This window comes from Psychrobacter piscatorii (assembly GCF_043641605.1).
GTDB lineage: Bacteria > Pseudomonadota > Gammaproteobacteria > Pseudomonadales > Moraxellaceae > Psychrobacter > Psychrobacter piscatorii_C.
In genome coordinates this window covers 62,340-86,070 of the sequence record NZ_JBHZRK010000006.1, presented here as the reverse complement: position 1 = coordinate 86,070, position 23,731 = coordinate 62,340, and the positions used below count along the sequence as shown (strand labels likewise).

Genomic DNA, 23,731 nt, shown 5'->3' with positions numbered 1-23,731 from the left:
TAAATTCCCTGAAAACTTCTTAAGACATGAGATAACGTCATAATGCGTCGATCATTATAGATATAAAACCGCAAAAAAAGCCAAAAACGTCACAAAGTCTGCTAGATTTAGCCAACAGTGTTCCAAATCTCTCATATAACGGACAGTTTGTTAAAAAGATTTAACGACTTACAACTATTTTGCTCATCACATCGCCTTTATAATGTCCCTGTCATTGAGACGATATAATGGGCTAATGGCGTTATTTCAGCGTATTTTGTTGTCTATATTAATAAGAGTGTGAGAAACTGTTTTTATCTGCTTGCTATATCGTCATGAATAGTAACGTGGATATTTGAGATTATTTAGTAAATTGTACTTAGGAGATGAGGATAATATGGCAATACGAAGGATTAAGGCATTTTTTGAATTTGAGGCAGCGGGCGGTATCGTCTTAGCATTGGCTGCCGTTGCTGCAATGATCATTGCCAACTCCCCTCTTAATGTTTGGTACGAAGGTTTTATTCACGCACCAGTTGCCATTCAAATTGGTGAGTTTGCGATTGCCAAAGATGCTCACCATTGGATCAATGACGGTCTAATGGCTGTTTTCTTTTTCTTGGTCGGGCTTGAGCTCAAGCGTGAAGTATTGATTGGTGAGTTGTCTAACGTCAAGCAGATTATCTTGCCAGCTGGTGCAGCACTGGGTGGTATGATCATGCCTGCGATTGTTTATCTACTCTTTAACTACAATGAGCCTGAGTTTTGGAAAGGTTGGGCCATTCCTGCGGCAACGGATATTGCCTTTGCGCTTGGTATTTTGAGCCTTCTTGGCAACCGTGTACCCAACTCTCTAAAAGTCTTTTTGGTCTCTATTGCTATCTTTGATGATATCGGTGCGATTTTGATTATCGCTCTGTTTTATACCAGCGATTTATCATTAGAGTCGTTAGCTTTGGCTGGCCTATGTCTGCCATTCTTGTACCTTCTTAATCGACGTAACGTCACTAGCATCACGCCTTACCTACTTATTGGTATTATCATGTGGATTGCAGTGCTCAAATCGGGTATCCATGCAACATTGGCTGGTGTGGTCTTAGCACTATTTATCCCTATGTTTGACCGCACTGACCCTGAGCACTCTCCGCTTGAAGAGCTAGAGCATGATTTACATAACACCGTTGCCTTTGGTATTTTGCCAATATTCGCTTTTGCCAACTCGGGTATCTCACTCGAAGGCGCAGGTCTTGCCGAATTGTTCCATTCAGTACCACTAGGTATTGCCGCAGGTCTGTTTATCGGTAAGCAGTTGGGCGTTATGATTATGTGCTGGTTAATCTTTAAGCTTGGTATCTCAACCATGCCAAAAGGTATGAACTATAAGCAAATCTACGGCGCAGCGCTATTGTGCGGTGTTGGTTTTACCATGAGCTTATTTATTGGTGGCTTGGCGTTCGCTGGCGATACCACTATGTTTGATGAGCGCTTGGGTATCATCATGGGTTCTATCGTTTCTGGTATCGCAGGTTACATCATGCTCAAAGTGAGCTTGAAAGATAATGTCAGCGGCACATCGGTCGATTTGACTCGCTCTCATTAATAGCAAAACGAGCGACTTATGAGCCTATTAGCTTATAAGTCGCTTTTTATTATCTGCAAAACCTTTTAATGAAAAATAGGTATTTAGCCAAGGTTGCTTATTGTTAATGAACCAGCTGTCGCATTCACAATAATTGTAATGTCGGCAGACGAGAATATCCAATACATCATGCCTGCCCTATCGTCAGTGTGAAAGACGCACGTGCAAGACTGCTGTTCTTATCTGATGAAATACGTGACCTAAAATCTCGTATCAGTACGATACAAAGACAACGAGATTCATTGACTCCATCAATTAACGCTTATAAGTGATGGTTATGGATCGCTCTTACGATACGAATGTTGTTTTATAGCTGACTTATAAAGGTGTTTGATCATATGGATAAGAAAATCAGCAATACTGCAAATATCCCCACCAATAAGACGCAGCAGCCATCAACAGCGTCTTATTTGCGTCATGGGCGTACGACTGCTATCGATGACCATAGTGATTTGCAAGTGTTAAAGCGGATTAAGCGATATCTACTGCCAAAAGATTTTGCTATCTCGCCTGCGCTACTAGAGGAGATAGTCGCCGGCTACGATATTGGCGATCCACTCGCAGATGACTTGGCCGTTAACAATATCCGCTTTGCAAAGCCCCTACAACAGATTATCAGCGGCGGTAATGATCTAAATAGTGATCTCGCAACCAATGCCTCCTTTAATGCACTAACCGAGCAATTTGGCAGTCATCCTGATTGGTTCGATCCTAAACTCGCGCAAATCGGTGCGGTCGCCTATCGACGCTATCCACTGATGCTCATTTGGCTATTGCGTAATGTCGCGCTGATGGCAGGTTATAGCATCCCAGCTCTATCACTACCACTCATTCAAACTGGCGCGTTGATGCACGATGCGCTACCACGGCTCATGCGTACCTATGCCTATATCCTGGCGGTGTCTGAACATCCACAATCGGATATGAGCATGCGCAATCACTCTCAACCTATCGATCAAGTATTGGCGATTGGCTCTGAGGGCTGGCGACAGTCCATCAAAGTACGTCAGATTCATACATTGGTACGGCAAAACTTGCTCAAAGGCAAAGGTAATGCGGCAGCTGGCGTGATACCAAGCGCCGACCAACATCACAATCCTGATGGTAGCTGGAATACCGATTATTGGGGCGTGCCGATTAACCAAACCGACATGATTGCCACCCATTTACAGTTTTCATTATTGATTATGCGCGGCCTACGACTCCTCGGCGCCCGTATTAGCCCTGAGGAAGCGGAAGGTATTTTGCACTTATGGAATCTTGCCAGCTACTGGATGGGCGTTGATTTAGAGCGTCTGCCAAAAGATGAAGCGGCTAGCTGGGAATGGCTGTATACCTACCTATCGATACAGCAACTAGACTTTAAGATGGGGCAACCACTGGCAAAAGCCTTGCATGATCTGCCGCGTCAGTTAATGGGCGAAGACAATCGACGTGGACGCTTTGTTGAGATGGTCAATGCCAGTGTGACGCGCACCTTGGTTGGTGATGATATTGGTGACGGCTTAGCTTTACCAAAATCAAAGATACGCTTTGGTGTATTGTCTTCCGTGCCGATTCTGTTTGCCCTTGATACTGCGCGGCAGCACAATGCAACGGTCGCCCAAAAGTTAGAAGCATTTCGTGCCAAACGCCAAGACAATATGAACTGGTGGCTCAAGAAAAATGATGATTATTATAAGTAGATGATATCTATCAGCGTTTGTTTTCTACGCGGTAATACCATTCTAGCTGACGATCAAACCCTGTTTCTAATAGATTGGCAATGACGCGCCCTGTCAGTCCCCATACTGTCTCACCATCCACTTGCCAACTCGGCGTCAGTATGGTCGCGGTTTGTTCTTGCATTTTATATTCTACCGCATATTCCACCGTTGGCTGGTTAACTAACGACTCTAAATCCGCCCAAAAAATACGCGATATCTCTCCCACTTCAGGAACTAACACCAGACCTGGAGCGATGAGTGCGACAATTGGACGTACACTCATACCGCTTTTGGACGTTTGGATCGGTAGTTGTCCGAGCAATTGTACTTTATTAGGTGGCAGTGCCGTCTCTTCGCAGGCTTCACGTAACGCGGTCACGACGTTGTTGCCATCACCTATCTCGTGTTTGCCGCCTGCACAGGAGACTTCTCCCGCATGGCTGTTCATATGAGCGGCTCGGCGCGTCAATAATATTTTTGGTTTACGCTCATGAGTGATCGCGACCAATATTGATGCATCAGCAATGGGCGTCTGATATAAGCTGTCCAAAATACGCGTACTTTGTGAGGTGTTGCCACTCTCGTACATCGCCGGACTCATAAGCGCATTCAATGTCTCCTGTTGCACTCGCTCGGCCAGTTTTCTGAGTGTGGGATGACGAATAAAGCTTGGGACAGCAACGCTAAACTTATTAAAAAAATCAATATTTTCGGGTACGGTCATTATCAAATCCTATGAGTGGTCATTTTCATATTACTCATGAAAATACCAGTGCCAGCATACCAGTATAACCTGTCGCTAGTATGGCAGCCTTTCTTATTTATCAGATTATCGCTTCTATAGATATATCTCATATTTATGCTGTTTTAGACGAATTGCGATTTATTGATGCATCAGCTGACTGCTACACATATATGCGGCCACTAGGATAAACATAAAACGGCTTACTGCTTGTGTATAAGCTTTGTTATACAGACTGATTCTCTATCCGAGTGAGCCTTTCAACTAAATGCCTATTTTTTGCCGCGTCTTCACACCTTTTTAAGTCACTCAATGTCTCATATCGTCTGCCTTAGACGGCGATCGCTTTATTGATTAAGATTTTCTCGATATCCTTTTTGCTTGGTATTTATTCATGATAATAAGCATCATAACTGCATCTTTAAATTACCAAACATTAACCGAGTAATATTTCAAAAAATGCATTTGGGTATTATGATGACTGTTAGCAAGACTATGAGGCGGACATTCTAAAATAGCATTATAAAAATACTGATGCCAGCGTCATAGGATTGCTGTAATAACAATAAACAATACCTCAAAAGAACGAAGGATACAGATTATGACAGACCAAATCGACAACATGATGCCACCTGCTGAATATATCAATGATAACTATAAAGGCTCAGGAAAACTGGCTGATAAGCGCGTTTTAATCACTGGCGGTGACAGTGGTATTGGTCGTGCAGTGGCTTTTCATATGGCACGTGAAGGCGCCAAAGTTGCTATCCTTTATCACTCTGATGAAGAGAGCGCAAATGAGACGCGTAAAGGTATTGAAGCAGAAGGCACAGACGCGCTGGTATTGCAGGGTGATACGGCAGATAGCAGTAGTTGCAAAGAGGCTGTAGAAGCTGTCGTGGCTAAATGGGGCGGCATTGATGTGCTGGTCAATAATGCTGGTATGCAAAAGCCGTATCATGATTTATCTGAGGTCAGTGATGAAGACTGGCAACAGCATTTCGATGTCAATATGGCAGGGATGTTTTATGCAACCCGCGCCGCCCTTGAGCATATGAAAGAAGGCGATAGCATCATTAATACGACATCTGTTAATGCATATGTCGGCAACGATGTATTGGTGCCGTACACCGCGACCAAAGGCGCTATCGTTGGCTACACTCGCGCGTTATCGCAACAACTACTTAGTCGCGGTATTCGCGTCAATCAAGTGGCACCAGGTCCTGTGGTAAGCGAGATTCAACTGGTATTTAAAGACTTTGATAAAGATATTTTGGAATCGATGTCCTCACCAATGGGGCGTATGGGTCAGCCACGTGAGATGGGTGCTGCCTATGTATTTCTTGCTTGCCAAGACAGTAGCTTTGTGACCGGGCAGACCTTACACATAAACGGAGGCATGATTACCAATGGCTGATATCATGGATTCTCCTGATTCCTCTGATTTGCTATCTGTCTGTTGGGCAGATAGCAGTACTCATCGCCGTTGGTTGCTCGCTGAAGGGCAACGTTTGCTCGAACATTATGCCAAAGCGCGCGTGCCATCAGGGTTTGCTACTCTCGGTCATGATGGGAGCATGGTAGATGACACTGCAAAGAGCATCATCACTGCGAGGATGGTGCATTGCTATGCGCTAGCGGCACTAATGGGCATACCGGGGGCGGCAACACTTGCTGACCATGGTATAAATGCGTTGCTTGATGGCCCATTACGCGACTCGGTACATGGCGGTTGGTTCAGTGATGCTTCTTCAACTCATGAAAACCCATCACGCAAAAACGCCTATCTGCATGCGTTTGTCGCGCTTGCTGGTGCGTCTGCTAGCATTGCTGGTCGCCCGCGCGGTTCAGAGCTCATGCAAGCGGCAATAACCATTATCGATGAGCACTTCTGGCTAGAAGATGAGCAATCGATGCTGCCTTCTTTTGCCGCTGACTGGTCTGATCCTGAAGATTATCGCGGCGCCAATTGCAACATGCATACGACCGAAGCTTGCTTAGCACTGGTAGATGCCACGGGTGAAACGCGTTGGCTAGACCGCGCACTACACTTAGCCAAGCGTTTCGGTCATCATATGCCTAGTACTTACGATGGTCGCCTACCTGAACATTTTGATAGCAAGTGGAATCTGTTACCTGACTACGATGCGAATGAACCTTCTGATGATTTGAGGCCTTGGGGGCTCACACCTGGTCATTTTGCAGAATGGGCAGGACTGCTGCTGAAAGTTGAGTCTGCCTGTATTGCCCATGGTTATGACGTACCTGATTGGCTGCTACCTGATGCCGTTGCATTATTTGATAGTGCTATCGATCGCGGCTGGGCACCTGACGGTCAGTCCGGCATGGTCTATACCATTGGCTGGGATGATGAGATTTCAATACCAAACCGTCCTTACTGGGTACAGGCTGAGATGGCTAATACCGCGCTAATGCTATCGCGCCGTACGGGTAATCCGCGCTTTGAACATTACTACCGCTTAGCTTGGGATTACATTGCCAGTACTTTGATTGATCTTGAGCACGGCGGTTGGCGTCATGAAGTGGATGCAGATGGCAACTTAAGTACGGTAGTGTATCCAACGCGCGAAGATCTTTATCATGACTTTCAAGCCACTGTAACGCCATTGATTCCTATCTCTGCGTCGGTAGCTGGTGGACTACGCACACAGATGCTCGAAACAAAAACCCAATTGCTATGACCTAATTTTTATAACCTAATTCCTATGTAGGATATACTCGATAAGATAAGAACGCTCTGATGGCGATTGAAATATGCTGTCAGGGCGTTTTCGTTGTAATCATAAAGATTAAATAAAATAGCTTTTCTCATTAAAAGTAAAAGGATATCCTCAAAAGTATTTGTCACTATCGCTGCTGTATACAAAAGCAAACATCAGAGTGGCAAAAAAACTTTTAAGATAAGTGGACACACAATATTTACTAATAAAGGTAGTTGGTATGAGCTATTGTCTCCAATGCGGTCATAAAGCAGAACGAAAAATCCCACCTACAGATAATATGCCGCGCTTGGTGTGCCCCAATTGTCACTATATCCACTACGAAAACCCAAAGGTTATCTGTGGCTCGCTAGTCGTACACGAAGACAGAGTACTACTGTGCCGCCGAGCGATCGAGCCGCAATATGGCCTATGGACGATACCTGCAGGTTTTATGGAAAACGGCGAAACCATGGCTGAAGGCGCCGCACGCGAGAGCTATGAAGAAGCTGATGCCATCGTACTGAATCCGCATCTATACTGCATTTATGACCTACCAGATATTGGGCAGATCTATTCTATCTATCTAGCCGATCTAAAAGATGGTGCGTACGGTATTGGCTCAGAAAGCCTTGACTGTGCACTATTTAGTGAAGAAGAGATTCCATGGGATACGCTCGCCTTTGAAGCCATTCGCCTTACCTTAAAAAACTATTTTGCGGATCGTAAGCAGTACAACGAGTTATCAGAATTCCCAATCCATCAAGACAAAATCGGCAAAGATTTGAGTATCAAACGGTACTAAGCAAATACTAAATACAAAAAAGCCAAGCATGATGCTTGGCTTTTTATATTTAACTTTTAATAAAGAACAAACCTACTTGTCTTAGCTCTTAATTCTACAAACTTCAAAACCAAGACCTTTTACCGTCTCTTCTTTATCATAAGGTGCTAATACGGCACGCACATGCTGTTGACCTTGCAAATATTGCTTAGCAACGCGCTGCAAATCATCAATAGTTACGGCGAGGATAGCGGCGCGCATTTTACGTTGCCAATCAGCACCGCGATGATGCAAGTTGGCAAAGCACGCCTTAATCGCCTCCCCTGCAGGCGAGCCCGGTTTATCCATACCGGATATAATACCTAAAATCGCCTCTTCTAATTGCTCATCGGTTTGTGGCTCGTTTAAGATCCACTCGATACTGGCCTCAAAATGCTCAAAGGTTTCAGCGCACTGCGGGTCGCGGTAACTAAAGAACTTAAACGCACATGCATTGGCGTCATAGCCTGCGCCGCCGCCATAGGCACCGCCGCGCTCACGAATGGCACTATGCAAATAGCCATTACGTAGGTAAGGCGCTAATACCATCAATGCGGCAGTATCAGGATGGTCAGCAGCGGGTACCGTATAAGCGCTGGCATTATGATAAACGTTGGTTGGCACTAACCATGCTAGATCTATCACATCGAGAGCAGTCCCACTTTCTAATGCTTTGACTGCGTCTTTTTCACCATTTAGAGCAGTGTCTAGATGCAGATTTGCAAACTCACTTGGAATGTTAGCTTCAGTGTTGATTACATTCTCAGTAGACGTTGCTGCTTGACTGTCTTTCCAACTATCGACGATCAGGCCACTCAAGCGTTCCGTTTGCTCGGCTTCACAAATGATGACGGCATGCTTAGGTAAGCTGATCAAACGTTGATGCAAGTCCATCAAACTGGTCGCTAAATGATCCCACTGTGCATCATCGGTACTGGCATGCCCCAAGAATGCTTTGAGTGCGTTGAGTGCTGGTAGACCGCTACGTATATATTCTAGCTGCGCTTGACGACTCATACCGCGGCTGGCCGTTTGCATTGCATATGAGTGACCAGAACCTGCCAGATTAGACTGCCAGCTGGCCTGACGCTGCTGCAAGATTTCTTTGATACGGCCATGCTCAGTAAAGATACTGTGTTCCATCACTTCTTTGAGCAAATCAATCGCTTCAGGCTTACGGTTGAGTGCACGCGTTGCCACGACAAAGTAGCTGCTGATAGATTGGCTATCATCCACATGGGTACGTTGACTGATACGCGCGGTCACGCCCGAAGAATGCGCCGCTTGTTTGGCTTGCATTTCATGAGCGCTGAGCGAGTCAGTGCCTAGCTCAGACAACAAACTCAGATAAATAGGCAAGAGTGGATGGTTAATCACATCATTGACTGGTAGCTCCTCCGCATTGCCATTACCAATGGCTTCAGTGAGCGGTACAATCACCTGATAGTAATAAATACCATTAGTGCCCGCTTCATACTCAAATAGCGTACTATCTTGCCCGCTTAAACGTACTTGTTTTTGGTTGCCTTCTTTGAAGCTGATGTCTGTTGGTACATCTTCTAGACCCACCTTTGGCAATAAACTCAAATCATCAGGCGCTGCTTGACGTGCAGCCAAATCCAGTGCTTGCTTGTGCAAGATGTCTTTGTCATCAGCCGTCAGATCCATCTCAATGGTATCTAGACGTACTTGCTCTGCTGCCGCTTGGCGCGCTGATTTTTCGCTATCTGGCGTCATTGTCACGCGCACACGGTGCTGATTGTCCAGCAGATGCGTTTTGATTAAGTTCGGTAGCCATTGCGGATCGACGACTTGCTCGCGCAACCACTGTAGATGCTCATCTACTTCCCACACATCGATAGGGTTACCATCATGAATAGCGGTACTAAAGCCTTCTAGCATCAGATTTAGACCATAAGGAATGCTATCACCGCCGATGTGACGCTGATCAATTTCAATCTGGTGCAGAATGGTTTCGATCGTCTCGTCGTCAACTGGCGAGTTTGCCACTTCGGTCAGCAAGTCAATAATACCCTGCTCGACCGCCTCGGCATGCTCTGGGTTAGAGCCGCGCAGTCCCGTATAAAAGACCATTTCATAATGACTGTCATCCAATCCCAATAGTGGGCTTGGTGCTTTGCCCAGTGGATGGCTATCAAGATAAGCACGTAGTGGCGAGCCCGAGTGCTCAATCAGTACGCCTTCGAGCAAACGTAATGCCAAACGCTGCTTAGGATCGGTAATCGCTGGCAGCAACCAAGCGACCACATGATGGGTCTGATCGGGACCTGCCTCATCAGCAGTATACGTATCGACTGCACTGATGGGCGCAGACAAACGCTGCTCTGGGCGCGAGACGTGTTTTTTACCTGCTTCAAACTGAATCAAGGCATCTTCATGTATTTTGGCCTGTGTCTCGGCAACAGGAATATTACCAAAGCTCATGATTACGCTGTTTGAGGGATGATAGTGGCTCTCGTGAAAGGCCGTCAGCTCAGTATGCGTCAAGTCAGGAATCTGGGCAGGATCACCACCTGAGTTATAGTGATAGGTGGTCGTTGGGAATAGGTGATGCGCAACTGTATGATAGAGCTGATCGATCTCGCCGCTCATGGCCCCTTTCATCTCGTTAAAAACGATCCCTTTAAACTGTGGCTTGTCGTTTTCGTCCAGCTCTACGCGGATGCCCTCTTGCGCAAAATCAAGCGGGTGAATATTGGGGAAAAACGAGGCATCAAGGTAGACAGAGAGCAAATTAAAATAGTCATTTTTGTTTTGCGTGGCATACGGATACGCCGTCCAATCTGCTGCGGTCATCGCATTCATAAACGTGTTCAATGAGCGTTTGATCATCGAAAAGAATGGATCACGTACTGGGAACTTTTTGGAACCACACAATGCCACGTGCTCCAAAATATGCGCCTCACCTTTTGAGTCCATCGGCTGGGTGCGAAAACCTACCAAAAACGCATTTTCATCACTCGGGTGCGCTAAATGATAATGCATCGCGCCTGTCTTCACATGCTGACTGATCAGCACATCCATCGATAGCGCCTCAATATGGCGATGCTCAAGCAGCTCAAATGCTGGATGCAACGTGAGATCAGCAGTAAATGGGGTATCAGTCATAGTTATCCTTATCGCTTACAATGCGTATCGTGTGCCCTGACTATCAGGGTAAATAGAGTGGTAAAAGTTATTGAACTATCAGTCGTAAAAATGGCTATTAAAACATTTTGACTTACAATTTCTGAAAAAACTGAATGCTAAAACCCGATATTGGCTTTTGAACTCAATTATGCAGGTATTTATAGTGACTATATTGGCTAAAAAAGAATTGGCTTAGCGCTATTAGTGGGGTTTGGTCGTTGATAAGTCAAGTCAGCAATCAGGCAATACTCTATAGCGTAGTCAACATTAGCGTAGTCAACATTGATATCTTGATGACCAAACACAATTCCAACAAAAGCCACGTTCAAATGATGGTCATATCACTTAACAGAGACCGTTTGCACTGCTACCATGAAGTTCACTACTAATAGGAGCACCTCATGAGCTACCAACATATTTTACTGGTTACTGACTTATTATCCGATGCGGACAAGGTTGCTCTAAAAACCAAACGTATACTCGCAGGCTCTCCTGAGGCCAGATTGTCTGTCCTGCATATTGTAGAAGACGATATGGTGCGCTTTGGGTATGAGCTCGTACCTTCCTCTAGCCTATCAGGCGATGTCCATAATGAAAAATGGCAAAAAGCGCGTGCTAAGCTGGCGCAGTTTCTGGAGCGTAACGAGCTAGAAGCAGTCAACTCTGAGGTGACGGCTGCTATTTCTAACAGTAAAGGCATTGTTGACTACTGTCATGAAAAAAAGGTCGACTTACTCATTATTGGGCGTCATGAACGTCACGGTATTGCTGCTTGGCTAGTCGGTGCAACTGCTGATAATATCTTGCCAAACGTCCCTTGCGACAGCCTAGTCGTCAAGCTTGATGAGCCAGTATCAGAATAAGGGGTCTGGCTTAGTATTCATGTTAACCTGTTATTTGTTAGCGCTACACTAGAGTTTTATTCTATATCAAAGTCTATGTCGCAAAGATAGACAAGCATTACTTAACAGCGCTCTATAGTAGTGCTATAGTAAATACTATCTGACATGAGGAAGACGTTATGAGTTACGAACATATTTTACTGGTCACCGACTTACTCTCTGATGCGGATATCGTCGCGCAAAAGGCCAAGCGCATCGTTGAAAACCGTCCTGGTTCTAAGTTGTCTGTGCTGCATATTGTCAAAGATACCATGGTGGGCTTCGGCTATGAGCTGGTACCCGCCTCTAGCCTATATGATGAAATTGACGACGAACGCTGCCAAGAAGCACGGGCAAAACTGGCACAATTCCTTGAACGCAACCAGCTAAATGCGGCAACGTCAGAAGTCACTACCGCTATCTCTAGCAGTGAAGGTATTGTCAGCTACTGTCATAAACACGACGTCGATCTGTTGGTAATCGGTCGCCATAAGCGCACTGGTATTGCCGCATGGATCAGTGGCGCGACAGCAGATAATATCTTGCCTAACGTACCTTGCGACAGTTTTGTAGTAAGACTTGATAAACCGGTTTCGACGTAGCAATTTTCTTTGGCTATATGGAATTATTAGTTAACAAAAAGCGCCCTATCATGATTGATACGGCGCTTTTTTATTCCTCATATTTTGACATTGTCTCAGTTAATCTTGTTGGATAATATCTATAAAGGTTTGCCAAATGGGGCTTTGATGACGGGCTTTGTGCCAGACCAGCCACCATGTCCGCGATAGATCGATTCCTGCAACGCTTACTTGCACTAGCTCCCCAGTAGCCAATTCTGTCTCAATCACGTGCTGCGATAGACAACCAAGACCAATGTCTGCACTCACCATATGTTTGATGGCTTCTGATTGGTGTATGGCCTTGACGATCTCGGCATTGGGCAAATACTTTAGCAGTTGCTCATCGATAATCTGCCGTGTGCCCGACCCTGCCTCACGCACCAATAACGGCAATTGCGCTAGCTGATTAATAGTCAGCTGATAGCAGCCCGCATCTTCGCTATAGGTAGCGACATTCTTTAGCCATTTGCTGTCGCGCTTGGCAAATACCATGAGCGTATCTGTCCGCCACTCTCTCAGCTCAATGGCTTTCATATCTAACGGTCGCGGCATCCCTTCTACTAAAGCAATATCGATATTAAGCTGCTCAACCTCACTCACTACCTCCTGAGTATTGGCAATATACATATCGATATTGGCATCTGGTAGCGCTTCATATAGCTTACCAAGCAATGATGGCAGCACGTAATTACCAATCGTGGTACTCGCCCCGATATGTATCTGCCCCGCCTGATATTGGTGATAATGCTCAAGCGTGAGCGACTGACCTAAGATAGCCTGTGCCTGTACGTAAATGGGATGGGCGTTGGGATGCTGATTCAATCTGCGACCGACGCGCTCAAACAACGGCATCTGTAATCTAGACTCAAGCTCTGTCAGTGCGCTACTGACCGCCGACTGTGATAAATGCATCTCTTCACTAGCGCGGCTGGTGCTACCTGTCTGATAAATACTGACAAAAACAGCGAGCTGCTTAAGTGTAATCTTTGGCAATGTCTGTACAGATTTTTTCATTATGTTGATGATGCCTTATATCAGTTTTTAGCCTGTCTTATTTGCTATACGTGTCTTTTTTTGCTGCTCATGCGCGATATATCGACTTCTATCATAAACTTTAACCTAAAAAATCGATAGTTTATATCTTATTAATCTGTTTTTATTATAAATGCAGCGAGCATATACTGTCTATTCATAAGCTTATGCTTATTTTAATATCAGTAACAGGATATGCCCCTTATGCATACACTAGCCAAATCAGTCAGTCGCTCAGTGAGTAACTACATTCCAAGCCAACGCCACTTGGCTGGTCTGACTGTGGTGCTGATAGGTGGTTTGTTTTGCTTATGGTTAAACACGAGTTTGGATGTGTGGTCAAACGGGCGTATCGTTGGCTTATCCTCTTTAACGATCGCGATCTTGCTGGGTATGATATTGGGTAATACCATTTATCCCAAGTTCACTGAGCGTTTAAACGGCGGTGTTTGCTTTGGCAAGGGTCAGATCTTACGGCTTGCCATTATCTTTTATGGATTTAAGCTGACTATGACGCAAGTGGCGAGCGTCGGTATGCCAGCGATTATGACCGATGCGCTCGTATTGACGTCGACCTTTCTACTGACCTATTGGCTAGGTACTAGATGGTTAAAAGTCGATAAAGAAACGGTGATTTTGATTGGCTCGGGCGCAAGTATTTGCGGTGCTGCTGCCGTCATCGCCGCAGAGCCAGTGGTCAACGCGCAAGCCCACAAAGTTACCATCGCTGTGGCAACGGTCGTGGTATTTGGTACTATCGCGATGCTGCTTTACCCTTTTTTATATCAGCTTGGTTGGTTACAGCCTTGGCTCAGTGCCGAGCAGTACGGCATGTACACGGGCTCAACCGTACATGAGGTGGCGCAAGTCGTGGTCGCAGGCAATGCAATCAATAACGAGATTGGTGATACTGCGGTCGTGACCAAAATGATACGCGTTATGATGCTCGCGCCTTTCTTACTCGTATTATCGTTTGCGTTAACCAAAGATCGCACCGTAGATAATGCCGCTATAGAAGATGAGGGCAGTAAAAACGAGACAGCATCATTTATGACCCGCGTCAAACAAGTCAAAGTGCCATGGTTTGCGTTTATTTTTATCGGTATTGTCTTATTGCATACTTGGATACCGATGTCTAAAAGTATCGAGCAAAGCATGATTATGCTAGATGATATATTGCTGACGATGGCGATGTTTGCGCTCGGTTTGACTACTCATCTAAGCGCGATTAAACAAGCTGGTGTCAAACCTTTGATTTTAGGAGCGGTGATGTTTGGCTGGTTAATACTGGGCGGTGGTCTGATTAATATCGGTATTAGCTTTATATGATAAGCCGATTGATTACGCTTATTTACTTACATCAGTACCCAATACAAAAATGCCTCTAACTATCCATATAGTCAGAGGCATTTTTATATCTGTCATTTAACATCAAATGACAGACGAAAAAAAACGAACCCGAAGGTTCGCTTTTTTACATCTTTTCATCTATCTGTCTATAAAGACAAATTAGATAGCAACGATGTTATGTGCTTGTGGGCCTTTTTGGCCTTGAGTTACAGTGAACTCAACTTCTTGGCCTTCAGCCAAAGTTTTGAAACCTGAACCAGTGATTTCGCTGTAATGAGCAAAAACGTCTGCGCCAGTTTCTGGAGCGATAAAACCAAAGCCTTTAGCTTCGTTGAACCACTTAACTGTACCTTTTTGAACGTCTGACATAGTATAATCCTACTTTTAAATTTATTAATGGTCTAGTGACCGGTAACGCTTGCAAATAGCTACTGAACGATAAATATTAAAACGAAGGATTATAACTAATACTACGAGGTAATGATTTGGTGCAGAACTGCTCTTAAGCTTGGGCGTATTATAAGGGGTACATCCTAGTATCGCAAGCCTTATCTCATGTTTCGTGTAACCAGCGCGGTTTATTGAGTGGATTTGGCTCAAATTGCAACCATTTTAGGCATTTGGCAAGCGGAACAAATATATCGCTACCCCACTACAGACAGTGGCTACCAGCCATGCCACCCACATCATATCGGCAGACAAACGATAAAACAACATAATAGTTGACGCGGCCATCATTATGGTTGCCAAAACCTTGGCATACAGCGGCACGGCATGATTGTTTTCCCAATCGCGGACGAATTTTCCAAAGTATTTGTGATTGATAAGCCAAAAATGAAACCGCTTAGAGCTGCGCGCCCAGCAGCCTGCTGCTAGTAGTATAAAAGGCGCAGTCGGCATAACAGGCAGTAGTATCCCAATAATACCTAAAATAAAAAATACCCAGCCAAGCGTCACAAAGGTCCAGCGTATCATCGGACTTCTGGATTGGTTGGTCTTAGGCCTATGATAAAACGTTTTTTTATTATGGGTCATATAAATGATGTCATTGGACGGTATAGTAAATGGTTTCAGTAGCCATTGAATGCGTATGCTTGGCTGCTTGTATAAGTAACCAAGCATGCAATACCATTAAAGATTGCACAAGACTATTTATATAGGCTTTTTGCTATCGATCAGTATATTTGATTAGTGATCAGGTAAGTGCTAGCATAAGCTTATTTTAGCGTTCCGATGTCTCATTTATAAAACCTTATCAATAAGGCATTGACCCCTCATATCTTTCTGATTTGGCAGTCCGATTCACATATTTCAAAATCCAGTTTATAGCGCCCCCTCAATATCTCTATTCCCTTTCTTCTGAGTATGGCATCATCTGTCGGCGAGATAATGACTTTAGTAATGCTTTTTAAATCTATATGAACGGGTATATACGGAATAATCACGCCTGATTTCGACCGAAATTTAATCGATTTATCATGCTTATTGATGACCGTCAGTATCAGTCTTTTTTCTTTTTCATCAGAGAACTCAGGATTCTTTATAAGTGCAAACTCAGTCAGCGCTTCGAGTATCGATGAAAATAACAAATCGGCCGTCGCGCTATATCTATATTCTGCACTGGTTTTTCTGACAGCGCTATGCTCTCTGATACTTCTCACATTATTGACCAATGCCTGTTTTCTACTTAAAAAAACTTCTCTTAGTTTATGCTTATCAAAATACTTTTTTATGCTATTGGAGTAACTATAAATAATACTGTCAAATCGATGATGCGCTTGGGAGTGCCTATTAAATTTATTGTATTTAAAGCTATCTGATAGTAGGTGCTCATCAAACTCTATGCAGATGCCGTCATTGTGCTCGCAATAAGAGGTCCATTGCCTCAGATAGTCTTTGTTATGAGTGAAAGATGCGACATAAAACTGCTGGCTAAGCACTACCAGCATCTCTAAGAGATAGTTAGTGAGCGATATTTCACTATTAGGACTTAGCTCATAGTGATCGTCAAATATATCCTGTAGTTTTTCGATGATTTTTTGATAGTCTTGCGACATAGAGGGAAATAACTTTTCGTCTTTTAGATTGTTTCTGACGTAATCAATACCTTTTTTCATTTCTTGATAATCATTCAAAAAGAAAATATTGGTCGCCCATATACTTGAGTCGTCGACTATACCCAAAAATCCAGCAGTACTCGTATAGTGATAGACTTTACTCATAACTTAACTCATTAGGTCTCACGTATAGATGACAGAGCATTTCTATCTGTAATAACAAAGACAGACAAATCTTATTGTTATATTCGACTTCAGTTTACTAATCATACCTTTTTTTGCCAAAATTTTCGCTCATTTATCAAAGGTATAACATATAACAACTGCACAAAGCATACCAACTCATGACTCAATCCAACACCTTGCATTACCGCTCATAGGTCGTCTATGATGAGGCAGTAGCTATTTGGTAGTAACTATCGGCAATAGCCGTTAGCAGTACTGATTCAATAGTTATACTGCTTAAGAACAATGTAATTCCAATCTATCTTGTCGGGGTGCTTTAATTTGACGCTGTAAACACAGTCCATATCACCGCTGAGACATACCCGTGAACCTGAAGCAGTTAGCACTGACGTAGGAAACAAGAATGACACGTTTTAATGCATCTCTTAGTGATGTGTGCTCGTAATAGCATATCTAACTTTGAGACTTTGCCTTCCTTGTTTTACCTTTTTTGTTTTGTTTAAACAGCATCAGTCTGATTGTTTTCTATCATTAAAAAGGAAACAACCATGCAGCCGACCACCAAACTTACTCTGACCCTCGAATGGTTTTTAAACCCTGATCACCTGCCTTTTATCGCGGGTGTGATCACAGGCGCATACGAGCAAGCAGGGCTTGATATCACCATCATCGAGCCTGATGACCACTATGATGGCTTTGCTGAATTGCAGAATCAAAGCATCGATCTACACGTCAATGAGCCGATTCATCTGTTTGAGCATTACGCGCCCAATCTTCGTGCGCTTGGCTGCTTTTTTGAAACTGATGGTGGCATATTGATGCAGCAGTCCAGTATGGATAAACTAAGAAACAATCAACCGATTCGCATCTGCACCCCTGCCGCTGAAGAAAAGACCAATCGTATTGGCTTTGAGATATTGGCTCGCTATGCCAAGAAGAATGGCTTTAGTATCAGCCGTGATAATGTGACCTTTGTGCAAAAAGACTTTTATCATATAAAAAACCTGCAAGAAGACCCAAGTCTCGATGGTGCGTGGCTATGCTTTTATAACTTCGAGGGCGTTGAAGCGACTCATGAAGGGCTAGACTTTACGTTTATCGATCAGCATCTGTCACCTTATCCAAACTTTTCGGCGTTAGAGATTCTAACGACTGATGAGATCTATAGTGCGAAAAAGGACGCGATAGATACCTTTATCCAAGTGACCAATCAGATGACGGAACTGTGTAAAAATGATTCAGAAATTGCCCACCATATGTATTACCACTATAGTAAAACCGAGGCGGATACGCTGATGGATGCCATTATCGATAATACGCTGGGCAGATTGATCACACCGATCAAGCCTGATGCAAATAAATGGCAAGAGCTACGCGAGATGCTGGCCGAGATCGATATCGTGACGTTGACTGATGAGCAGTATCAGTCGCTGTGGGCACTGTAAGCATTTTATAAGTTACAATATTTTGAATAATAAAAAACCGCCATCGTATTTGCTGTGGCGGTTTTTTAGGTTTTGAATTAAATTAATATAAGAAGCTGATACCCATCTCTATTGTGCTTTGACGAGTGAACCTGAGCGTGATTGGTGCAGTGTCATCGATAGTAATGACACTTAGAGGCGAGCGTTGTCCAATGGTGAGATGGTTTATGGTGTTCCTAAGACGGGAGGTTATAAACTAATATCAGAACGGTAGTTCATCTGAGATTATTATAGCTTCTGTACCGTTATCTTTAATTGGTACATTAAGGCTGCTTACTACGTAAAGATTTAGTATATCGTCTCTGTCCATGAAAAGAATCTGGCTTCTTTTTGATGCATCCAATTTATTACCTAGCCAATTTCTAGCTTGTTTAGTAATTTCCCCACCAGCTATAATAAAGGCATGGTCGACTAAAACCCTTTTACTAGTTTCAGGGTCAAAAATCTCATGACCGAGCATCATTAACAATTGATTATAAATTTCAGCTACATTTGAGTTTGATTTCTTCGTAACTCCTGCTGAATCAAGCTTTCCTTTTTTGACCTGTATACCGAAATACAATACATGTTGCGTAGGCAAAACATAACGCATCCAAATATCTTTGCCATACTCAAGGGATTTATCTTTATGACCTGCTGCGGTGATACGCTGATAGCCTAATTGTCGAAATAAAGGTAGTAAAATTTCTTCTATTAGCTGATCTTCAGAACAATTACTCAAGTACTCAGTAAGCTGCAAATATTTTTCCTGCTCTTTAGGAGTGAAAGGTCGATGAGGCGTAGAAGAGTAGGTAGATATTTTTCTCGTAGTATTATGACGAACGTAGAGTAAATCATCCTCTCCATAAAATGCTTCAAAACCTTCTCTGGAAAGAGGTTTATTCAACTCATCAAGCGCTTTCAAACGATCTGGATCATCTACATGTGCATCAGACTTGTGCATTAATATTTGTAGAACATTTAAAAACCGATTTGGTAAAGTGTCAGTTGTATCGGATGGTTCATTTAGAAGATTTTCTAATCTGTCAGCTACCCAATATTTACGAGTAGAACCATCATGTACAAAATCCAAGTCACACTCTTCAAAAAATTCTGTTATGTAGCTACTAGAACGATAAGGAAAATGACCTTCATCACCAATTATTAACTCGGCTATAGCTTTTAAATTTCTTGGTTTGAACTTCATAAACTTAATCCATGGTTAGAAAACTCGTACTGCACTATTCAATATAAAGATATTAGCACACAAATATTCAGTTATAGCCTAGAAATGAAGTATGAAGTGAGTAAATAATGAACAATAAAAACGCCATCGTATACATAATGGCGTAGAAAGCTAGCGATAGGTTAAAGACTCTAATATTACTTAAATACTATCTAAAAAGCCTTTGCGTGTTTTACTTTTATCTTTATGATTATACTCATAGTTGTATCTAATAGGAGCAGCCATACCTTTTCTACGGTACTCACTAGGAATACGTTTAAACAGATAACGTTGTACGACCTCTTTGGGAGCATCTCTTCCAACAAAGCCAAATCTTCCTTCTACAGCAACATTAGGGTACTCTGGAAAATTTTCCAGTGTTGCCAATTTCCATTGATCTGCAATAAAAACGCCTACAATTTCACCATATGCTACTGCTAATATATAGTCAGCCTGACCTATTACTTCAGGATTGACTCTCCAAGCATAACGCGCTGCGTCATAAGCAGTCCGTTCTTCAAATGACTTATTAATAATAATCATTGCTACATCATGCTCAAAAACAACTTCTTCTTCATCCAATCTATTATCACTCATATTTTTTCCTCAAACTCAAAAGTCTACTTCAAACTAAAGAATTACTTAATCATATCTCTTTAGTTAGGTCATTCGATTGATATCTTACAACGCTTTTGACCGCTCCGTCATCGGTGTCAACTGCCCTTCTAGCTCAGACTGTTTTGTTTTCTCAGCATTGACCACCTCTGCAAGTGCCTTACTGATGATACCTTTTTGCAGCTTATGCATATATATTCGAGCTAATCTCAATAGATTATAAATAATAGCACACAAATATTCAGTACTTATTAGTAATAAGAGTTAGTTAGAGAACTAACCAGTAGGCAATAAAAAACGCCATCACAATTGTGACAGCGTATTTTATTACTACAGATATTTACGTTTTATTTACAACGCTTTCAACTGCTCCATCTGCGCCGTCATCGCGGTCAACTGCCCTTCTAGCTCAGCAAGCTTCGCTTTCTCAGCATCGACTACTTCCGCAGGTGCTTTACTGACAAAGCCTTCATTGCCTAGCTTACGCGCGATACCATCGGCTTGCTTTTGCAATTTTTCATGCGCTTTGCCCAAACGTGCCAGCTCAGCCGTTGGATCGATTAGCCCTTTCATCGGTACGAGTACACGTAGCTGACCGACCATACTTGATGACGATAGTGGCACTTCATCGCCTTCTTTGACGATCTCTAAGCTCTCAACTTTGGCAAGCGCTTTGAACTGGTTTTTGATACGTGAGAGACGCGCATCTTCATCGGCAGAGACGTTTTGTAGTAGCACTGGCAGACGTACCGCATTGCCCAGTTTCATCTCACCACGGATGTTACGGACGCTCGCGATTAGCTCTTGTAGCCACGCCATATCGGCTTCGGTCTGCTCACTGATTTGGCTATCATCGGTCTGTGGATAGTCAGCAACCACGATGCTGTCGGTGTTTTTGCGGCCCAGTAGCGGCGCGATGGTCTGCCAGATCTGCTCAGTCAGATACGGCATGATTGGATGGGTGAAGCGTAGCGCCGTCTCTAGCACGTGCAGTAGCACATAGCGGATTTGCGCTTTACGCTCGTCAGATACCGAGTCATCATTTAGGCTGGCTTTGGCAAGCTCAACGTACCAGTCACAGTACTCGTTCCAGATAAACTCGTAGATATCTTGACTGACCATATCGAGACGATACTGAGCGAAATGCTGATGAATGTCTTTGATACTAGAGTTCAGACGACTCATGATCCACTTCTCTGGTAATTCCCATACGTCAGGGTTTGCCGCTTGGTCGATAGGCTTGGCATTGCTATCACCATCGACACAGTTCATCAGGACAAAACGGCTGGCGTTCCAGATTTTATTACAGAAGTTACGATAGCCCTCAACACGCTTTAGATCAAAGTTGATATCGCGACCGGTACTGGCCAATGAGGTAAAGGTAAAGCGCAGTGCATCCGTACCATAAGCTGGGATACCTTCTGGAAACTCTTTACGCGTTTGCTTCTCAATCTTGGCCGCGTCTTTTGGGTTCATCATATTGCTGGTGCGCTTTTCTACTAGCGCTTCTAGCTCAATACCGTCGATTAGATCAATCGGATCTAAGACATTACCTTTTGATTTTGACATTTTTTGACCATTGCCATCACGTACCAGACCATGCACATAGACGGTCTTAAACGGTACTTGCGGCGTGCCGTCTTCGTTTTTCACGAAATGCATGGTCATCATGATCATGCGCGCCACCCAAAAGAAGATAATGTCAAAACCAGTCACGAGCACGCTAGTTGGGTGAAAGGTATCCATCACGCGTGGATCGGCGTTGACGTCTGCCCAGTCAAGCGTACTGAACGTCCATAGACCCGAGCTGAACCACGTATCGAGCACGTCATTATCTTGGCGCAGTTTTACGTCGTCGCCTAGGTTGTATTTAGTGCGCACCTCGCTTTCGTCACGTGCGACATAGATTTCACCCGTCGCATCGTCATACCATGCAGGGATACGATGTCCCCACCAGAGCTGACGGCTGATGCACCAGTCTTGCAGGTCGGTCATCCACGCCATATACATATTTTTGTACTGGGCAGGGACGAACTCAATGCTGCCGTCTTCTACCGCGTCAATCGCAGGCTTGGCAAGCTCTTTGACCGCAACATACCACTGATCGGTCAACCACGGCTCAACGATCGTACCGCCACGCTCAGCACGTGGGGCTTTTAGCGCATAGTCTTCGATATCTTCTAGCCAGCCCTGCTCGCCTGCTTGCTCAACAAGGAATTTACGCGCAGCAAAACGCTCAAGTCCTGCATAGTCGCTCGGCGTGGTCTCTAATTCTGGCTCACGCGTTTGTAAGTCAGGATAAACTTCCATCGCTGGCAAAATATTGGCGCGCTCATCAAGGATATTAATCAATGGCAAGCTATGACGACGACCCAATTCATAATCGTTAAAATCATGAGCTGGGGTGATTTTCACACAACCTGTACCGAAGTCTTTTTCGACATAATCATCAGCGACGATAGGCACGACACGACCCGTAATTGGCAAGGTAATGGTTTTGCCGACCAAGTGTGCATAACGCTCATCGCTCGGATTGACTGCGACAGCGGTATCACCAAGCAAAGTCTCAGGACGCGTGGTGGCGACGACTAGATAGTTTTTACCATCTTGCGTGGTCAGCTCTGTATCCGTGAAATGATAGCGGAAATGCCACAGGCTACCTTTTTCATCATGGTTTTCTACTTCTAAATCAGACAGCGCCGTTTGGAACTTAGGGTCCCAGTTTACCAAGCGCTTACCGCGATAAATAAGACCATCGTCAAACAGGCGTACGAACACTTCTTTTACCGCATTGGATAGACCATCATCCATGGTAAAGCGCTCACGCGACCAGTCAACCGAGCTACCCAAACGGCGAATTTGGCTGGTGATGTTACCGCCCGATTCTTCTTTCCATTCCCATACTTTATCGATGAAATCTTCACGTGTCATATCACGGCGTTTGATCCCTTGTGCCTCTAATCGACGCTCAACGACCATTTGAGTTGCGATACCGGCATGATCCGTACCTGGCTGCCAAAGCGTATTGTCGCCATCCATACGGTGATAACGGGTCAGCGCATCCATGATTGCATTGTTAAAACCGTGACCCATGTGTAGCGAGCCCGTGACATTTGGCGGTGGCAGCGCGATAGAAAACGACTCGTCTTTATCAAAAGTTGGCTGAAAATAGCCGCTTTCTTCCCAGCCTTGATACATGCCTGCCTCGACTTGTGCAGGGTTATAGGCGTTTTCTAATTGATTCAGTGCCGCTTGAATAGAGGCGGTTAGGTTGTGGTTACTCATAATGGCATTATCTTTTATTGATTGAATGTGATCAAAGTTAATTGAATTAAAGAGAATATAAAAATTAGGAAAATAATGAATAGAGTGATTTTAACGCAGATAGGCAGATTTTGTTAGATGGTAAGACAATTTATAAAGCCTGAAGGTCATTTTTCATGCCGTTAACGAACAATTAATAACCCCAATCGGTTAAATGCTCAACAGAACCCGTCCCTGTCATGCGCTAAAATAATGCTGATATCTTTATATTAAAAA

At 43.9% G+C, this 23,731-nt stretch carries 19 protein-coding genes; 9 read left to right on the top strand and 10 right to left on the bottom strand.

The annotated features are described in order from the left end of the window. Positions 1-376 precede the first annotated feature (376 nt). Positions 377-1,579 carry a Na+/H+ antiporter NhaA gene (nhaA, locus tag ACHUET_RS07370; protein ID WP_201597831.1) on the top strand — a complete coding sequence of 401 codons (1,203 nt, stop codon included), beginning with the start codon at positions 377-379 and terminating at the stop codon, positions 1,577-1,579. A gap of 377 nt (positions 1,580-1,956) precedes the next feature. Further along, complete coding sequence (locus ACHUET_RS07365) at positions 1,957-3,303, top strand: oxygenase MpaB family protein (protein WP_394211814.1); 1,347 nt, start codon at positions 1,957-1,959, stop codon at positions 3,301-3,303. A 10-nt stretch (positions 3,304-3,313) separates the two neighbouring features. On the opposite strand, the gene ACHUET_RS07360 is transcribed toward ACHUET_RS07365, so the two are convergent. Then, positions 3,314-4,048, bottom strand: a complete 735-nt coding sequence (locus ACHUET_RS07360) for an NUDIX hydrolase (protein ID WP_394211812.1) — start codon at positions 4,046-4,048, stop codon at positions 3,314-3,316. Between the two features lie 619 nt (positions 4,049-4,667). Here ACHUET_RS07360 and ACHUET_RS07355 point away from each other — a divergent pair. From ACHUET_RS07355 to ACHUET_RS07345, 3 genes are all read left to right on the top strand, one after another. Next, positions 4,668-5,483 (top strand): SDR family oxidoreductase, encoded by an 816-nt coding sequence (locus tag ACHUET_RS07355; RefSeq protein WP_394211811.1) that lies wholly within the window; start codon positions 4,668-4,670, stop codon positions 5,481-5,483. After that, complete coding sequence (locus tag ACHUET_RS07350) at positions 5,476-6,768, top strand: AGE family epimerase/isomerase (RefSeq protein ID WP_394211809.1); 1,293 nt, start codon at positions 5,476-5,478, stop codon at positions 6,766-6,768. The genes ACHUET_RS07355 and ACHUET_RS07350 overlap by 8 nt, the downstream gene beginning before the upstream one ends. Positions 6,769-7,027: 259 nt before the next feature. After that, entirely contained in the window at positions 7,028-7,591 is a 564-nt protein-coding gene (locus tag ACHUET_RS07345) for an NUDIX hydrolase (protein WP_394211807.1), read from the top strand. An 81-nt stretch (positions 7,592-7,672) separates the two neighbouring features. Here the strand turns inward: ACHUET_RS07345 and ACHUET_RS07340 are convergent, their stop codons facing one another. After that, entirely contained in the window at positions 7,673-10,738 is a 3,066-nt protein-coding gene (locus ACHUET_RS07340) for an insulinase family protein (RefSeq protein WP_394211806.1), read from the bottom strand. 422 nt (positions 10,739-11,160) lie between these two features. Between ACHUET_RS07340 and ACHUET_RS07335 the strand changes: the two genes are divergently transcribed. Continuing rightward, positions 11,161-11,622: a universal stress protein gene (locus ACHUET_RS07335; protein WP_394211804.1), complete on the top strand. Its 462-nt coding sequence runs from the start codon at positions 11,161-11,163 to the stop codon at positions 11,620-11,622. Positions 11,623-11,780: 158 nt separating this feature from the next. Then, positions 11,781-12,242 (top strand): universal stress protein, encoded by a 462-nt coding sequence (locus ACHUET_RS07330; protein ID WP_058025444.1) that lies wholly within the window; start codon positions 11,781-11,783, stop codon positions 12,240-12,242. 99 nt (positions 12,243-12,341) lie between these two features. Here the strand turns inward: ACHUET_RS07330 and ACHUET_RS07325 are convergent, their stop codons facing one another. Continuing rightward, on the bottom strand, positions 12,342-13,277 hold the full coding sequence (locus ACHUET_RS07325; RefSeq protein ID WP_394211802.1) for a LysR substrate-binding domain-containing protein: 936 nt from the start codon (positions 13,275-13,277) through the stop codon (positions 12,342-12,344). 222 nt (positions 13,278-13,499) lie between these two features. On the opposite strand from ACHUET_RS07325, the gene ACHUET_RS07320 reads away from it, so the two are divergent. Continuing rightward, positions 13,500-14,624, top strand: coding sequence for a YeiH family protein (locus ACHUET_RS07320; RefSeq protein ID WP_394211800.1), 1,125 nt, complete (start codon positions 13,500-13,502; stop codon positions 14,622-14,624). A 180-nt stretch (positions 14,625-14,804) separates the two neighbouring features. On the opposite strand, the gene ACHUET_RS07315 is transcribed toward ACHUET_RS07320, so the two are convergent. From ACHUET_RS07315 to ACHUET_RS07305, 3 genes are all read right to left on the bottom strand, one after another. After that, the gene (locus tag ACHUET_RS07315) at positions 14,805-15,014 is read right to left on the bottom strand and encodes a cold-shock protein (protein WP_045453470.1); all 210 of its coding nucleotides are present in this window, start codon (positions 15,012-15,014) and stop codon (positions 14,805-14,807) included. A 243-nt stretch (positions 15,015-15,257) separates the two neighbouring features. Continuing rightward, positions 15,258-15,680, bottom strand: coding sequence for a YbaN family protein (locus ACHUET_RS07310; protein WP_394211799.1), 423 nt, complete (start codon positions 15,678-15,680; stop codon positions 15,258-15,260). Positions 15,681-15,919: 239 nt separating this feature from the next. Next, the gene (locus ACHUET_RS07305) at positions 15,920-16,867 is read right to left on the bottom strand and encodes a DUF2971 domain-containing protein (protein WP_394211797.1); all 948 of its coding nucleotides are present in this window, start codon (positions 16,865-16,867) and stop codon (positions 15,920-15,922) included. A gap of 569 nt (positions 16,868-17,436) precedes the next feature. Here ACHUET_RS07305 and ACHUET_RS07300 point away from each other — a divergent pair. Beyond that, the gene (locus ACHUET_RS07300; RefSeq protein ID WP_394211795.1) at positions 17,437-18,333 is read left to right on the top strand and encodes an ABC transporter substrate-binding protein; all 897 of its coding nucleotides are present in this window, start codon (positions 17,437-17,439) and stop codon (positions 18,331-18,333) included. A 241-nt stretch (positions 18,334-18,574) separates the two neighbouring features. Here ACHUET_RS07300 and ACHUET_RS07295 read toward each other — a convergent pair whose 3' ends face one another. The 4 genes from ACHUET_RS07295 to ACHUET_RS07280 form a co-directional block, all read right to left on the bottom strand. Then, complete coding sequence (locus ACHUET_RS07295; RefSeq protein ID WP_394211793.1) at positions 18,575-19,558, bottom strand: hypothetical protein; 984 nt, start codon at positions 19,556-19,558, stop codon at positions 18,575-18,577. Positions 19,559-19,738: 180 nt separating this feature from the next. Continuing rightward, on the bottom strand, positions 19,739-20,173 hold the full coding sequence (locus tag ACHUET_RS07290) for a hypothetical protein (protein WP_394211791.1): 435 nt from the start codon (positions 20,171-20,173) through the stop codon (positions 19,739-19,741). Between the two features lie 84 nt (positions 20,174-20,257). Next, a complete protein-coding gene (locus ACHUET_RS07285) occupies positions 20,258-20,383 on the bottom strand; it encodes a hypothetical protein (protein WP_394211790.1) in 126 nt (41 codons plus the stop codon). Positions 20,384-20,542: 159 nt separating this feature from the next. Further along, positions 20,543-23,476 (bottom strand): valine--tRNA ligase, encoded by a 2,934-nt coding sequence (locus tag ACHUET_RS07280; protein ID WP_394211789.1) that lies wholly within the window; start codon positions 23,474-23,476, stop codon positions 20,543-20,545. Between the last annotated feature and the right edge of the window lie 255 nt (positions 23,477-23,731).